The organism is Pseudoroseicyclus tamaricis (genome assembly GCF_012070395.1).
Taxonomy (GTDB): domain Bacteria; phylum Pseudomonadota; class Alphaproteobacteria; order Rhodobacterales; family Rhodobacteraceae; genus Pseudoroseicyclus_A; species Pseudoroseicyclus_A tamaricis.
Genome location: NZ_JAAFYS010000001.1, coordinates 723972 through 738292, shown reverse-complemented (window position 1 = coordinate 738292; position 14321 = coordinate 723972). Strand labels below are relative to the sequence as shown.

At 68.3% G+C, this 14321-nt stretch carries 11 protein-coding genes and 3 pseudogenes; 4 read left to right on the top strand and 10 right to left on the bottom strand.

Annotated features, from left to right (window positions below; genetic code table 11):
• Positions 1–178: 178 nt before the first annotated feature.
• Together GY170_RS18645 and GY170_RS18640 are read right to left on the bottom strand one after the other, a co-directional pair.
• Positions 179–562, bottom strand: coding sequence for a creatininase family protein (locus GY170_RS18645; protein ID WP_328799882.1), 384 nt, complete (start codon positions 560–562; stop codon positions 179–181).
• Complete coding sequence (locus GY170_RS18640) at positions 559–774, bottom strand: ATP-binding cassette domain-containing protein (protein WP_328800195.1); 216 nt, start codon at positions 772–774, stop codon at positions 559–561. The genes GY170_RS18645 and GY170_RS18640 overlap by 4 nt, the downstream gene beginning before the upstream one ends.
• 424 nt (positions 775–1198) lie before the next feature.
• Here GY170_RS18640 and GY170_RS03370 point away from each other — a divergent pair.
• Positions 1199–1309, top strand: a pseudogene (locus GY170_RS03370) (IS3 family transposase); the annotation flags it as partial.
• 526 nt (positions 1310–1835) lie between these two features.
• On the opposite strand, the gene GY170_RS03365 reads toward GY170_RS03370, so the two are convergent.
• The 4 genes and pseudogenes from GY170_RS03365 to GY170_RS03350 all read right to left on the bottom strand — a co-directional run.
• Positions 1836–3014 (bottom strand): MFS transporter, encoded by a 1179-nt coding sequence (locus GY170_RS03365; protein WP_163889942.1) that lies wholly within the window; start codon positions 3012–3014, stop codon positions 1836–1838.
• Positions 3011–4420: an NAD(P)-binding domain-containing protein gene (locus tag GY170_RS03360; protein ID WP_163889940.1), complete on the bottom strand. Its 1410-nt coding sequence runs from the start codon at positions 4418–4420 to the stop codon at positions 3011–3013. The genes GY170_RS03365 and GY170_RS03360 overlap by 4 nt, the downstream gene beginning before the upstream one ends.
• A 41-nt stretch (positions 4421–4461) precedes the next feature.
• Positions 4462–4821: an ArsR/SmtB family transcription factor gene (locus tag GY170_RS03355; protein WP_235923997.1), complete on the bottom strand. Its 360-nt coding sequence runs from the start codon at positions 4819–4821 to the stop codon at positions 4462–4464.
• Between the two features lie 194 nt (positions 4822–5015).
• Positions 5016–5166 (bottom strand): annotated as a pseudogene (locus GY170_RS03350) (IS5/IS1182 family transposase); the annotation flags it as partial.
• On the opposite strand from GY170_RS03350, the pseudogene GY170_RS03345 reads away from it, so the two are divergent.
• Positions 5163–5413, top strand: a pseudogene (locus GY170_RS03345) (TRAP transporter large permease subunit); the annotation flags it as partial. The pseudogenes GY170_RS03350 and GY170_RS03345 overlap by 4 nt on opposite strands.
• A gap of 178 nt (positions 5414–5591) precedes the next feature.
• Here GY170_RS03345 and GY170_RS03340 read toward each other — a convergent pair.
• From GY170_RS03340 to GY170_RS03325, 4 genes are all read right to left on the bottom strand, one after another.
• Entirely contained in the window at positions 5592–6119 is a 528-nt protein-coding gene (locus tag GY170_RS03340) for a winged helix DNA-binding protein (protein ID WP_394351475.1), read from the bottom strand.
• A gap of 3 nt (positions 6120–6122) precedes the next feature.
• A complete protein-coding gene (locus tag GY170_RS03335; protein ID WP_163889938.1) occupies positions 6123–7415 on the bottom strand; it encodes a TRAP transporter large permease in 1293 nt (430 codons plus the stop codon).
• Positions 7415–7966: a TRAP transporter small permease gene (locus tag GY170_RS03330; protein WP_163889936.1), complete on the bottom strand. Its 552-nt coding sequence runs from the start codon at positions 7964–7966 to the stop codon at positions 7415–7417. The genes GY170_RS03335 and GY170_RS03330 overlap by 1 nt, the downstream gene beginning before the upstream one ends.
• 71 nt (positions 7967–8037) lie before the next feature.
• Positions 8038–9012, bottom strand: a complete 975-nt coding sequence (locus GY170_RS03325; RefSeq protein WP_235923996.1) for a TRAP transporter substrate-binding protein — start codon at positions 9010–9012, stop codon at positions 8038–8040.
• A 150-nt stretch (positions 9013–9162) separates the two neighbouring features.
• Here GY170_RS03325 and GY170_RS03320 point away from each other — a divergent pair, with 150 nt between their 5' ends.
• On the top strand, positions 9163–12792 hold the full coding sequence (locus GY170_RS03320; RefSeq protein WP_163889934.1) for a hydantoinase B/oxoprolinase family protein: 3630 nt from the start codon (positions 9163–9165) through the stop codon (positions 12790–12792).
• An 82-nt stretch (positions 12793–12874) separates the two neighbouring features.
• Complete coding sequence (locus GY170_RS03315; protein ID WP_163889933.1) at positions 12875–14251, top strand: 5'-nucleotidase C-terminal domain-containing protein; 1377 nt, start codon at positions 12875–12877, stop codon at positions 14249–14251.
• The last annotated feature ends 70 nt before the right edge of the window (positions 14252–14321 follow it).

The window sequence follows — 14321 nt, the reverse complement described above, 5'->3', positions numbered from 1 at the left end:
TGCCAGGTCGAGGAGCCGGACGAGATATGCGCTTCTCGCCCACGTGCGCGAGGAGCACATGGACCTTGTGGCGACAGAGGCTTACCGCAATGCGCATCGGCGATTTCGTCGTCTGCGCCGTCGCCGCACCCTCGTGGAGGCGGATGAGCTGCCGGTGCTACTGTCGAAGTCGGGCCTCCTAGAAGGGCGGGCGCAACGGGGCGAAGCTCTCCAGGGGTTGGGCGGCGCCGGTGGGCGAGATGGCGGAGGTCTCCGCGGTGGAGCGGAAGTCCACCGCGGCGCCCATGCCCACCGTCTCCGCCCGGAAGTACGGCACCAGCGACGTCTCCGCGTCGCCGCCATGGATGCCGAAGCTGCGCTCCTGCTCCGAATAGAGCCACTCCGGCGTCCCGAAGGCCTCCCAGCCGAGGCGCACCCAGAACATCCCCGCCTGCACCCTCAGCTCGCGGGCCCGGGCGATGGAGACGCGCATCGCCATGCCGCCCGACAGGTCGCGCGGGGAGGCGCCGCCGAACCTCTCCGGCCCCACCAGCGCCAGCGCCTCCTCGATGCGGGACTTCACGAAGTTGAAGCTCTTCCCCTGCGGAAGGGCAGGAAGACGTTCTTCGCCACCGTCGCCCAGGGCATCAGCGTCGGCTCCTCGAAGACGACGCCGAGGTCGTCGGCCTTCTGCCCGCCTCCCCGGGAGATGCGCCCCGCGGTCGGCGGCATCAGCCCGGCGATCAGCCGCAAGGCGGCGGACTTGCCGCACCCCGAAGGGCCGAGGAGCGAGATGAAATCGCCCTGCCGAACTTCGAGGTTAAAGCGGCGGAGCGCGAGGACCTAGCCGGTGAAGATCTTGCCCACCTCCTGCAATCGCAGGACGGGCTGGCGGGTCGGAACGGGCGCAATAACCGGTTGGAGGGCTGCCGTGAAAGGTCGGTCTCTGAGGCGGCGGCGAAGCCCGGGCCCGTCAGGTCTTCATCCGGATGCCGGGTAAAGATCCATCCCGACGCCATTATTCGCGAAATTCAGCGTGTAGGATGTCGAGATGTCGAACCCGTCCGAGATGATGCCGGACTCCAGATTCTCTCCAACCTCATCTTCGTCGGCAACCAGATCATGGTGCCCGAGCTTGTCAGCCCGAGTAGACGCGGGTGGACTTTTACCTCTCCATGGCCCCGAGGCGCCGAAAGACGTCGATCTGATGCGTCTGAAGGTGGACGTATCAGTTGCGAAAGGGATGTCGGCCCTCGAAGAGCAGAATGCCAAGCTGAAGAAGCTCCTGGCAAACACGATGCTGGACGTGTCGACGCTGGGCGAGATGCTCGGAACGGAGGCGCGTGAACTCAACCGGTCCGAGTGATCGCGCGGACGGCTGGGCTAATACCAATGTCGCCGCAATGGACCATCATGCCCGCGCGGCAACTCCTTTAACCAAAGATGCAATACGGCGGTTGCTTTGTAGAGTATATAACTGCCGAACGTCTGGGCTATCACCCCACTAGCCCGACCGTTGCCTGCACTAGTGGGGTGGCGCCGAGCTAGTAGGGTCCTCCACGTGACAGGTCGAGCCAAGCGAGTCTGCGGTTTCGGTCCGACGCAGACATCTGAGGATAGTTGGCCTGCCGGACTCTTCCGGCCCAATGCTGACTTTGAACTCGTCAGCCACGATGACCCCTTCCGGCCCAAAGCTGCTGTTCAAGTGGATTGGCTGCGCTGCAGTGAGTCTCCCCTGAAGGGGCATAACGACCTCGCGGCATTATCTCGGCGATAGTGTCAGCTTCGCCGACGTCGCAGACCCATCCGGATGTTCGTCGCCGGCCCTCCATGCGGCACGATGATCGGGATCGATCTCAAACAGCCAGAACGGGCCTTTTGTGTCGCAGCAGGACAAGGGCCATCGCAAGCGGGATGATGGATGCTGTCGCCATGACACCCAGCATGGCGTCTGCGGTGAGAACGTCCTTCATCAATGCTCCGATGGACGGGGCCGCGGCGGAGGAGATCAGCACCGGGGTCGCGAGGCGTCCCATGGTCCGCGCATAGCCTTCTGAGCCGAAGACCGAGAGCGGCAGGGCACCCCGCGCGATCGACCAAAGGCCGTTGCCGGCCCCCCAGGCGATCATCGCGAGGGCCGCGGGCAGGCCGAAGAGCAGGCCGGAGAACCCGGCGACGACAGCACTCGTGGAGGCAAGCATCGTCCAGACCGGGTGATGGCGGCCACGGCCCATCATCTCCAGCACGCGGGCCGCGACCTGCGCCGGGCCGATGAGCGTGCCGATGGCGATGGCTGCGGGCACCCCGTAGCCCGTCGCCGTCAGGATCGACACGAAATGCACCGACCAGATCGTCGAGAGCATCGCCAGCACGACGCCGGCCGTGGCGAGGCAGAGGAACCGCATGTCCGTCACCGGCACCGCCGCCGCGACCGGCAGGGGCCGCCTCGGCACGCCGCGCGGCGGCGGCTCGGCCCGCGGGATCGCGAGGAGCGCGAGCGGCAGGGTGACGACGAGGTGAAACCCGGCATAGGCGAAGCAAGCGCTGCGCCAGCCCACGGCCTCGACGAGCCAGGCCGAAAGGGGCCAGCAGACCGTGCTGGCGAACCCGCCCCAGAGGGTCAGCTGGGTGATCGCGGATCGGGCGTCTCGGCCGAAGATCCGGCCGAGGGTCGAGAAGGCGGCGTCGTAGAGGCCGCAGGACATACCGGCCCCCATGATCGCCCAGGCGAGGTAGTAGGCCGGGAGGCTTCGGGAGAGCCCGAGCAGCCCCAGCCCGCAGGCGAGGAGGACCATGCCCACCGCGAGAACGGGGCGCCCCCCGTGCCGCTCGATCCTCCGGCCGACGAGCGAGGCGAAGAGGCCCGAGACCAGCAGGCCGAGAGACACTCCGGCGGAAATCGCGGCGCCGGACCAGCCGGTCTCGGCGCCGATCGGCCCGGCGAGGACGGCGATCAGGTAGAAGCTGGTGCCCCAGGCGAAGATCTCGATGATGCCGAGGGCCGAGACCGTCCTCAGCCGCGCCGCGCGTGTCATTGTGCGAGCTCGGCCTCACTCTCGGTGCTGCAGCCGCAACCGCAACCATCTTTGCCCTCCGCCTTGGACGCCTCGTCCTTGGCGCAGCAGGCGGAGGCGTCCGCCTTCGGTGCCCCGCCGCAGCATCCGCCTGACACAGGCGCGGGCCTGGACGACACCTTGCAGACGCCCGTCTCGGGCAGCTTCAGCCGCACCTCGCGAGCCGCCACGGGGTCACCGGCGAGTTCGGCGACCACCGAGCGCACCTGTTCGTAGCCCGTTGTCATCAGGAAGGTCGGCGCGCGGCCGTAGGATTTCATGCCGACGATGTAGAAGTCGGTCTCTGGCTGGGTCAGCTCGACGACGCCATGCGGGCGGACCGTGCCGCAGGAATGGAGGTTCGGGTCGATGAGCGGGGCGAGCGCGGGGGTGGCCTCGACGGCGGGGTCGAGGGACAGGCGGAGTTCGGAGAGGATCGAGAGGTCTGGGCGAAAGCCGGTGGCGACCACGATGCGGTCGACCTCGAAGCTCGTGGGCTGGCCATTCTCGGCTCCGGTGATGGTGAGGCCATCGCCCTGCCGGGCGATCTCGTCCACCATGAAGGGCGAGCGGAAGGTGACACGGCCAGATTGGACGGCCTCGGCCGCGCGGAGCCCCAGCCGGCCGCGGCCGGGCAGCTCGTCGGCCAGCCCGCCGCCCAGAATGCGCTCGATGCCGCCGGAGCGCGTGGCCCAGGTGATGCGCGTGGCGGGCTCTTCGTCCTGCAGGTCCATCAGCTCAAGCGCCGCGTTGATGGCGGAATGCCCCGCCCCGATGACGAGCGTGTGGCGTCCGGCGTGATCCGGCCGCGCCTTGCCGAGCACGTCGGGGATGCCATAGGCAACCCGGTCCCTCGCCTCGATCTCGCCGGCGACCGGCAGACCATCCCTACCGATCGGATTGGGGCTCAGCCAGGTGCCGGAGGCGTCGATGACGGCGCGCGCCATGGAGCGGTGTTGCCTGCCCGCAGCGTCCGTCCAGACCACCACGAACGGGGACTGGTCGCGACCAACGCTGGAGAGCTTGGAATGCCCCTGCCGTGTGATCGCGGTCACCACCGCGCCGAGGCGAAGGCGCGGGGCGATGTCGGGATGCGACGCGAGCGGGGCGAGGTAATCCGCGATCAATTCAGCGCCCGTCGGCAGATAGTCCGGGTCGGGCATCGTCCAACCGGTGCCTTCGAGGAGCGTCCGCGCGGCGGCATCGACGTTGTATTCCCAGGGCGAGAAGACGCGCACATGCCCCCATTCGGCAACCGCGGCTGCGGCGCTCTCGCCGCGCTCGAAGACCAGCGGCTCCAACCCGCGCGAGACAAGGTGGGCGGCTGCGGCGAGGCCGACAGGGCCGGCGCCGATCACGGCGACCGGGAGTTCAGCAGTATAGGTCATTATTCGATCCTTCCAGTATGATGGAATTAAAACGCAAAACTTCAGCCGTCAGTGGCCTCTTTCCGGCAATCTCCAGTACGATAGGTCAGCGTCTGATCGGCGCAGCATTCATCGGACAGAAAGCCGATCAGGGCTGTCATCGCCGGGTATTCGGCATGACATATCAAGCTTGTCCCGGATCGCTCCTGCCGCACGAGACGCTGATCGATCAGCCGCTTCAGATGGTGCGACAGGGTCGACGCCGGCAGGCCGACATGATCCTGGATCTGGCCCACCGTGCGCCCGCCCGTGCCAGCACGAACGAGCGTCCGGTAGATCTCGAGACGCGTTTGGTTGCCGAGCGCTTCGAGCTGGCGGGAGGCTATTTCTAAATTCATGGAAGTAAGATGTGGCCAGTCCATGAGCCCGTCAAGCCAAATTTCGAGAATTATCGAAAGAAGGGCTGGCACAGCCGTAGGGAAGATCAAATGAGTCAAGTCTCAGTCGAGCTCGGAGCAGCAATGCGGCGCTGCGACGACGATCGGTTCTTCACCCTCCGACTGGCTCTGTTGCACGGAAGGCCTTAAGGCCGCGCTTTCCCTTTTCGCTGCCGAGGTCAGCGGACGGGTTGGGTGACGGGGATGCCGAGGGCGGTGAAGCGGTTCAGGATGGCAGCGCGGATTTGAAGCTCGCGGTCTGTCGGTCAAAGCGCGTGCAGTTAGCTTCTGGCCGAGCAGCTTCATGCAGTTCATTTTTGTCTCGGTTCTCGGCGACCTCCGGCTCCTCCGTCCCGACCGCACCGACCGTCGCCACCGTGGCGATGCCATAGGCTGAGCGGCTGAACTACGACCCGCGCCTCTTCTCCGGCGCTGTCGCGGCTCGCGCCACGCTGGGCATCATGATCCCGCCGTCGATCAACGTGATCGTCTACGGCTTGCTCAGCCCGACCACGGTGCCGCAGCTCATCCCCGCCGGGCTGATCAAGGCCTCCTTCTGGCGCTGGCTTTACTCCTCTACGTCGTGCAAAGCGCCGGCACATCGGGCCGAATGTCTGAAGTGATGGTCGGCGCGGCGCCCTATGCGCTGTCAATATTGGCGATGGCGGCGGAGCTGATCGCGATGCCGGGGCTGGCGCTCTACCTGCCCACCGCGCTGTCGGGGCGACAGGATCGACGCCCGGCACCCTTCCCCGTCAGAGGCTCGCCGCCGCGCGCGCCGCCTGATCGTAGCTGCCCGACAGCGCGCGCAGGAGCGCGGCGAGGTTCGACATCTCGCGCGGGTCCAGCCCCGTCGCCTTGAGGCCGCGGATCAGCAGCGCCTCGCGCACCTCTCCGTAGCGCTTGCAGAGGGCGGCGCCCGTCTCGGTGATGGCGACCGTCTTCTCCTTGCCCTTGCGGCCCGTGTCGATCAGCCCGCGCTCCGTCAGCTTGCGCAGCGCATAATTGACGAGATGCGTATCCTCGACGTTCAGCACCAGGCAGATGTCGGCCAGCGTCTTGGGCCGCTCGCGGTGGTTGACCAGATGCAGGATCAGGATTTCCAGCGGCGCCATCCCCGCCTCCCCCGCCGCCGCCATGCAGCGCGACATCCAGCGTTGGAAGGCGTGGTTGGTCATGGTGATGGCGAATTCCATCTCGGACGCTTCGGGCAGCGCCGAATTCGCCAGATGCGCGGAGCTGACGACGGGGCCGATGGCTGTGGTTTCGTCTTTGCGGGTCATGGGTCAGTTCAGCATTGTTCCGGGAAGCCAGAGGGCGATCTGCGGGAAGGCCGACAGAAGGGCGACGGCCAGCACGAGAAGCCCGAAGAAGGGAGCGGCATAGGCCGCGAGGGTAAGGATGTCACGCCCGGTGATCTTCTGCAGCACGAAGAGGTTGAAGCCCACGGGCGGGGTGATCTGGCTCATCTCGACGACGAGGACGAGAAAGACGCCAAACCAGATCGGGTCGATCCCGGCCTCCAGCACCATCGGCATGATGATCGAGACGGTGAGCACAACGATCGAGATGCCGTCGAGAAACATGCCCATGACGACGAAGAACACCGTCAGCGCCGCGAGAAGGGCATAGGGCGACAGCCCCATCTCGCCGATCCAAGCGGCCAGCGCGCGGGGGATGCCGGTATAGCCCATGGCCACGGTCAGGAATGCGGCCCCGGCGAGGATGAAGGCGATCATGCAGGTGGTCTGGGTGGCGGCGATGAGCGCCTCGCCCGCCCCGCGCCAGCCCAGCGCACCGGTGGCGGAGGCGAGGATGAGCGCACCTGCGACGCCGATGACCGCCGCCTCGGTCGGCGAGGCGATGCCGGCATAGATCGAGCCGATGACGGCGGCGATCAGCCCGATGACCGGCAGGAGGCGAAGCACGGCGCGCGGATCGCCCGATCCCGGCTCGTCTGCCGGCATGGCGCTGCGATGCGTCGTCGCCCAGAGCATGATGAAGCCCGAGAACAGGACGGCCAGCATCAGCCCCGGCACCAGCCCGGCGAGGAACAGCCGGGCGATGGATTGCTCTGTCGCCGCGCCGTAGACGATCATGATGATCGAGGGCGGGATCAGGAAGCCGAAGGTGCCCGATCCGGCGAGGCTGCCGATCGCGATGCGCGGATCGTAGCCCCGCGCCGTCAGCTCGGGCACCGACATGCGCCCGATCGTCGCCGTGGTCGCGGCGGACGAGCCGGAAACGGCAGCGAAGAGCGCGCAGCCGAGGACGTTCACGTGAAGAAGCCGCCCCGGCAGGTAGCGGGTGAAGGGCGCGAGCCCGGCGAACATGTCCGCCGAGAGCCGCGAGCGCACGAGGATCTCGCCCATCCAGATGAACATCGGCAGGGCGGTGAGATCCCACACCGTCAGCCCGCCCCAGACACGGGTGGCGAAGACCAGCGTGACGGGCGCGGACGAGGCCGCCGCCATGGCGACGAGGCCGATGACGATCAGCGCGAAGCCGATCCACAGGCCCGCCGCCAGCGCGGCGAAGAGCAGCACGATCAGGATCGGCGCGAGGGTCGCGATCTCCATCAGCCCTCTCCCCCGGCTTCCGCCTCGCCGATCTCGTAGGCCGGCGTGGCACCGCGCAGCAGCTGGATCAGCGCGTCGAGCACGGCCAGCGTCAGCAGAGCGAGGCCCAGCGTCATCACGCCCTGCGGCAGCCAGAGCGGGACGCGGATCATTCCGAAGCTGACGCTGTCGAAGACCCAGCTATCCACCGTCTGCAGCCAGCTCGACCATGTTCCGAAGGCCGAAAGCCCCAGCGCCGCCGCCGCGACGAGGGCCGACAGCCCGCGCCCGGCGCCCGGCGGCAGCGCCCGCGTCAGCAGCGAGACCCGCACATGTCCGCCCCGCACGAAGGTGCCGGCCAGCCCCAGTGTCACCCCGGCGACGAAGAGGAAGCCGCCGATCTCTGCGAGCGAGGGCACGGTCACCCCCGGCGGCGGCGCGCCGACGAGCCGGGCGGCGCGGTCGATCAGCCGGCCAAGAACCTGGATGAGGACGAGCCCGGCGATCGCGGCGAAGCTGGCCGCCGAGGCGAAGAGGGATCCGGCATATAACCGGTCGAGGAACAATCGCATGGCGGGCTCCGATGCGCGGACGTGCAAAAGGGTGCCGGGGCCGCCGGCGCGGCAGCCCCGGAGGACGGCGCTTACTCGGCGCGGTAGGCGTCGATCACCGCCTGCCCTTCTTCGCCGGCCTGCTCGCTCCATTCCGCGGACATCGTCTCGCCGATCTCGGCGAGTTCGGCAGACAGCGTCTCGGAGGGCTCCATCACCTCCATCCCGTTCTCGGTCAGCGCGGCGATCTGCGCTTCGGTCTCGGCCTCGGACATCTCCCAGCCGCGGGTCTCGGCGGCCTCGGCGGCCTCCATGACGGCGGTCTGCACCTCTTCGGGCAGGCCCTCGAAGGAGGAGGTGTTCACGATTACCATGTTCTTCGGCAGCCAGGCCTGAAGCTCGGTATAGGTGGAGACGAAGTCCCAGGCCTGCGACGAGACGCCGGTGGAAGGCGAGGTGATCATCGCGTCGGCGCGGCCGGTGGCGAAGGCGGTGGGGATGTCACCGGTCTCGATCTGCGTCGGCACGGCACCCATCAGCGTGGCCAGCCGCTCGGTCGCGGTGTTGTAGGCGCGGAAGGCGGTGCCCTCCATGTCGGCCACGCTTTCGACGGGGCCTTGCGTGTAGAGGCTCTGCCCCGGCCACGGCACGGCGAAGAGCAGCGTCAGCCCCTGCTCGGCCAGCTTCTCCTCGATGGCGGGGCGCGACGCCGCCCAAAGCGCCTCGGCCTCGTCGTAGCTCGCGGCAAGGAAGGGCACGGAATCGATGCCGAAGAGCGGGTCTTCGTTCTCGAGCCGGGACATCAGCACCTCGCCGATGGGCGCAAGGCCGCGGCGAACGGAATCCTTGATCTCGGGATGGGCAAAGAGAGAGCCGGCGGAGTGCACGGTGATCTCGAGCTCGCCGTCCGTCGCTTCGGCCACGTCCTCTGCGAACTCCATGATGTTCTGGGTGTGGAACACGGTGTCGCCGTAGGGAGTCGGCATGTCCCAGGTCTCTGCGGCGGCCGGGACGGCGGTGGCGGCGAGAAGGCCGGCGATCAGCCGGGCTGTCGTGTGTGCGGTCATGAGGGTCCCTGTCTGTCAGTCGCTTGAGCGGTTGAATCTTGCTCCGCCACGCCGGCTCTCCGGCGCAGCGGATAGATGGAGGTTGACCGCACGAAATTATCTTGTCAACAAATCGTAAGCGTTTTGCCGACGATATGCAGGAGATGACCAATGAATGAGCAGCCCCATGGCGCATGGCAATTCTGGGTCGATCGCGGCGGCACCTTCACCGATATCGTCGCCCGCGCGCCGGACGGGGCGATCACCACGCGAAAGGTGCTCTCGGAAAATCCCGAGCAATACGAGGACGCCGCCGTCCACGGGATCCGCAGCGTGCTCGGCCTCGCCGAAGGGGCGCCGATCCCGCCGGGCACGATCCGCTCGGTTAAGATGGGCACCACGGTCGCCACCAATGCCCTCTTGGAGCGCAAGGGCGACCGGACGGTGCTGTTCATCACCCGCGGCTTTCGCGACGCGCTGCGCATCGGCTACCAGAACCGCCCGCGCCTCTTCGACCTCAACATCCGCCTGCCGGAGGTACTCTACGAAGCCGTGGTGGAGGTGGACGAGCGGCTGGATGCCGGCGGCGAGACGGTTCTGCCGCTCGATACCGTGCAGGTCCGGCGCGAATTGGCCCGCATCTACGGCACCGGCGTCCGCTCCATTGCCGTGGCGCTCATGCATGCCTGGCGCGCGCCGGAGCACGAGCGGATCATTGGCCGCATGGCGCGGCAGCAGGGCTTCACCCAGGTCTCGCTCAGCCACGAGGCGAGCCCCCTTATCAAGCTGATCGGGCGCGGCGACACGGCGGTGGTGGATGCCTACCTCTCGCCCATCCTGCGCCGCTACGTCGATCGCGTCGCCGCGGCTCTGGGCCGCGAGGAAGAGGGCGGGCCGCGGCTGATGTTCATGCAGTCCAGCGGCGGGCTGACGGCGGCGGACCGCTTTCAGGGCAAGGACTCGATCCTCTCCGGCCCGGCCGGCGGCGTTGTCGGCATGGTCCGCACCGCCGAGGCGGCGGGTCATGACCGGCTCATCGGCTTCGACATGGGCGGCACCTCCACGGATGTCTGCCACTATGCCGGCACGCTCGAGCGCAGCTTCGAGACCGAGGTGGCGGGCGTCCGGATGCGGGCGCCGATGATGGCGATCCACACCGTCGCGGCGGGCGGCGGCTCCATCTGCTCGTTCCGGGACGGGCGGCTTCAGGTCGGGCCCGAGAGCGCGGGCGCCGATCCCGGCCCGGCCGCCTATCGCCGCGGCGGGCCGCTGACGGTGACCGATTGCAACGTGGTGCTCGGCAAGCTGCAGCCCGCGCTCTTCCCGAAGGTGTTCGGCCCCGGCGCCGACCAGCCGCTGGATGCCGACGCCCCGCGGCAGGCGTTCGAGGCGCTGGCGGCCGAGATCGCCGCGGAGACCGGCCAGCCGCCGATGAGCGTGGAGGCGCTGGCGACCGGGTTCCTGACCATCGCGGTGCAGAACATGGCCGCCGCGATCAAGAAGATCAGCGTCGAGAAGGGCTACGACGTCACCGGCTACACCCTGCAGTGCTTCGGCGGCGCGGGCGGGCAACATGCCTGCCTGGTGGCCGATGCGCTGCGTATGGACACGGTCTTCGTCCACCCCCATGCCGGCGTGCTCTCGGCCTTGGGCATGGGTCTTGCCGATATCCGTGCGCTGCGCGAGGTGCAGTGGGGCCGGCCGCTGGAGGAGGTGGGCGCCGCCGCGGAGGCGCTGGAAGGCATCGCCGCGGACGCGCGGAGCGAGGTGGCCGAGCAGGGCATCGACGACATCGCCCTCCTGCGCACCGCGCATGTCCGCGCCGGCATCGCCCTCCAGACCCTGCCCGTCCCCTTCGGCGCACAGGAGGACATGCGCGCCGCTTTCGATGCCGCCCACCGCCAGCGCTTCGGCTTCGGCGCCGGGGATCAACCGTTGACCATCGAGCAGCTCAGCGTCGAAGCCATCGGTCGCACCGGCGAGGCGGTGACGGGGATGCAGCCTGAAACGTCCCCTGCCCCGGCGCCCGATGCGCGAATCTGGTGCGGCGATGCCTGGCGTGGGGTGCCGGTGCTGCATCGCGGGGCGCTGACGAGTGGCGAGCGCGTCGCCGGCCCCGCCCTCGTCGTGGAGCCCACCGGCACCAACATGATTGAACCCGGCTGGACCGCGCAGCCCGACGGCTACGGCAACCTGATTGTGACCCGCACCGAGCCGCGCGCCGAGACCCGCCCCGAGGGGACGGAAGCCGATCCCGTGCTGCTGGAGGTGATGGGCAACCTTTACATGTCCATCGCCGAGCAGATGGGCGCGACGCTGGCCAACACCGCCTATTCGGTGAACATCAAGGAGCGGTTCGACTTCTCCTGCGCTATCTTCGACGCCTCTGGCAACCTCGTCGCCAATGCGCCGCATGTGCCCGTCCACCTCGGTTCGATGAGCGAGAGCGTCCGGACGGTCCTCGGCGACAATGCCGGCCGTATGCGGCCCGGCGACGTCTACGCCACCAACGACCCGGCGCGCGGCGGGACCCACCTCCCCGACGTCACCGTCGTCACACCCGTGTGGGACGATGCAGGGGCCGAAATCCTATTCGTCGTCGCTTCGCGCGGCCATCACGCCGATATCGGTGGCACCACCCCCGGGTCGGCCCCACCCGACAGCCGCCGGATCGAGGAGGAGGGCGTTGTGCTGCGCAACTTCCTGCTCGCCCGCGGTGGCGCGCTGCGCGAGGCCGAACTGCGGGAGGTGCTGGCCTCGGCGGAGTGGCCGGCGCGCAACCCCGATCAGAACCTTGCCGACATCAAGGCCCAGATGGCCGCGAACGAGACCGGCCTGGCCGAGCTGCGTCGGATGACGGGGCGCTACGGCCGCGACGTGATGCTCGCCTATATGGGCCACGTGCAGGCCAACGCCGAGGCGGCGGTGCGACGGGTTCTGCGGGACCTGCCGGATGGCCAATTCACCTACACGCTCGACGGCGGCGCGAAGATCGAGGTGGCGTTGCGCGTGGACCGGGAGGCGGGCGAGGCGGTGATCGACTTCACCGGCACCTCGCAGCAGGATGCTGGCAACTACAATGCCCCGCGCGCGATCACGCGCGCCGTGGTGCTCTACGTCCTGCGCACCCTCGTTGGCACCGACATCCCGCTGAACGAGGGCTGCCTCGCCCCGATCCGACTGATCGTGCCAGAGGGCTGCTTCATCAACCCAGCCCCCGGCGCAGCCGTCATCTCGGGCAACACCGAGGTCAGCCAAGCCATCGCGGAGGCGCTCTACGGCGCGCTCGGGGCGATCGCGGGCAGCCAGGGGACGATGAACAACTTCGTCTACGGCAACAATCGCCACCAGAATTACGAGACGATCTGCGGCGGAACCGGCGCCGGCGAGGGCTTCGACGGCGCTTCCGCCGTGCACAGCCACATGACCAACACCCGCATGACCGACCCCGAGGTGCTAGAAGCGCGCTTCCCGGTTCGGGTGGAGGAATTTTCGATCCGCTCCGGCTCGGGCGGCGCGGGGCGGTGGCAGGGTGGCGACGGGATCGTGCGCCGGCTGCGCTTCCTCGAGCCGATGACGGTGACCGTCCTGTCCTCGCACCGCGCCACGGCGCCGCACGGCGCGGCGGGCGGCTTTCCGGGGCTGCCGGGAGAGAACCTTGTGGAGCGGGCGGACGGCAACGCCGAGGCCCTCGCCGGCAACGATCGCGCCGAGGTCCAGCCCGGCGATGTCTTTGTCATGAAAACGCCGGGCGGCGGCGGCTATGGTGCGCCCAATGCGCGGCGCGAGGCAGCCGAATGATCATGACCAGAAGACCCGCCCGGGCCGTTCGCGGCACCGACATCGTTTCCATACCTTTCCCAACGACCGGAGCACGCGACACATGCCCTTTCTGACCACCGCCATCGACAGACGACATGTCCTCAAGGCCGGCGCGGCGTCCCTCGCGGCCGCGAGCATCCCCGGCGCGCTACGCGCCCAGTCCGCCGGCGACGCGGTGCTCTTCACCATCGCCGACCTGCACTCGCCCTATGCCCGGTTGCCCGCGATCCTGGCCCGGCTTCGACAGGCGCGGGCCGGCACCGACGTGCCGATGGCACTGCTCATCAACGGCGACGTGTTCGAGCGGGGGAACGTCGTTGCGCTGCGCTCTGACGCGGAGGCGGACTGGGCCTTCCTGCGCGCGGCGGCGGCCGAGATGCCGGTGATCCTGAACCTCGGTAACCACGAGACGGCGATCATGGACGATATGACCGACGTCGTCGCCCGGGCGCGGGAGATGGGCGTGCAGGTCGTCTCGAACCTCGTCGACACCCGCACGGGCGACTACTTCGCCGAGCCGGGCCACCGGCTGACGCTCGGCGATATCGACATCGCCCTGCTCGGCCTCGCCACCACCAACGCCTTCGTCTACCGCGAGGAGGTGCGCGACACACTCGGCTTCGCCGATCCGGCCGAGTTCGCGCTAGAGGCGCTGCCCGAGCTCGTGACGGAGGCGGACCTCGTGGTCGTCATGAGCCATGCCGGCGTGACGCCGGACAAGGCGGTGCTGGGCGCGCTGCCGGCAGGGGCGGTGATCCAGGGCGGCCACGACCATCTGTCCTTCGAGATGACGCCGCAGGACGCACTCTATTTCCACGGCGCCAGCTGGGGCACCCTGCTCGGCCGCATCGACCTTACCCGCGCGACCGGCACCGTCCGGGCCAGCTACACCGCCGAGGACATTCCGGCCGGGTCCGGCGACGCGGACCTCGCCGCGCTGATCGCCGCGCAGATGGAAGCTCACCTGACCGCCGAGGATCGCGAGGTGCTGGCGCGGATCCCGCAGACGCTGGACCTTCACGCCTCCATCCTCGTCGCCGCCGAGGCCGTGCGGCAGGCGGCGCAGGCTGATCTTGCCATGCTCAGCCACACCACCTTCGGCGCGCCGCTGAGCGAAGGGCCGCTCACGCGCTACGATCTCGACGCCTTCATCCGCTTCGGTGGCGGAATCAGTGTCACAGAAATTTCCGGCGCGGACCTCACCACGATCCTGTCGCGCACCAATCAGTTCGCAGCGGCCTCCCTCGACGCGCGGACGGGCGATTACATGCATGTCGCCGAGGTCGATCTCGACCCTGATGCCATCTATCGACTGGCCATGAACTCCTGGCCGGCATCGAACCAGGAAACCTACCTCGGAACGGACGGACTGACGTTCCAGGAAGTAGAAGGGCTGGAGCTGAAGGAGGTCGTGATGCGACATCTCGCTTCGGGTTGACGGGGCAGAGTTCAATCAGTGGTCGGACCGCCAGGAAGGCCGGTGTTTCATTGAGACAGGCCCTTCCTCG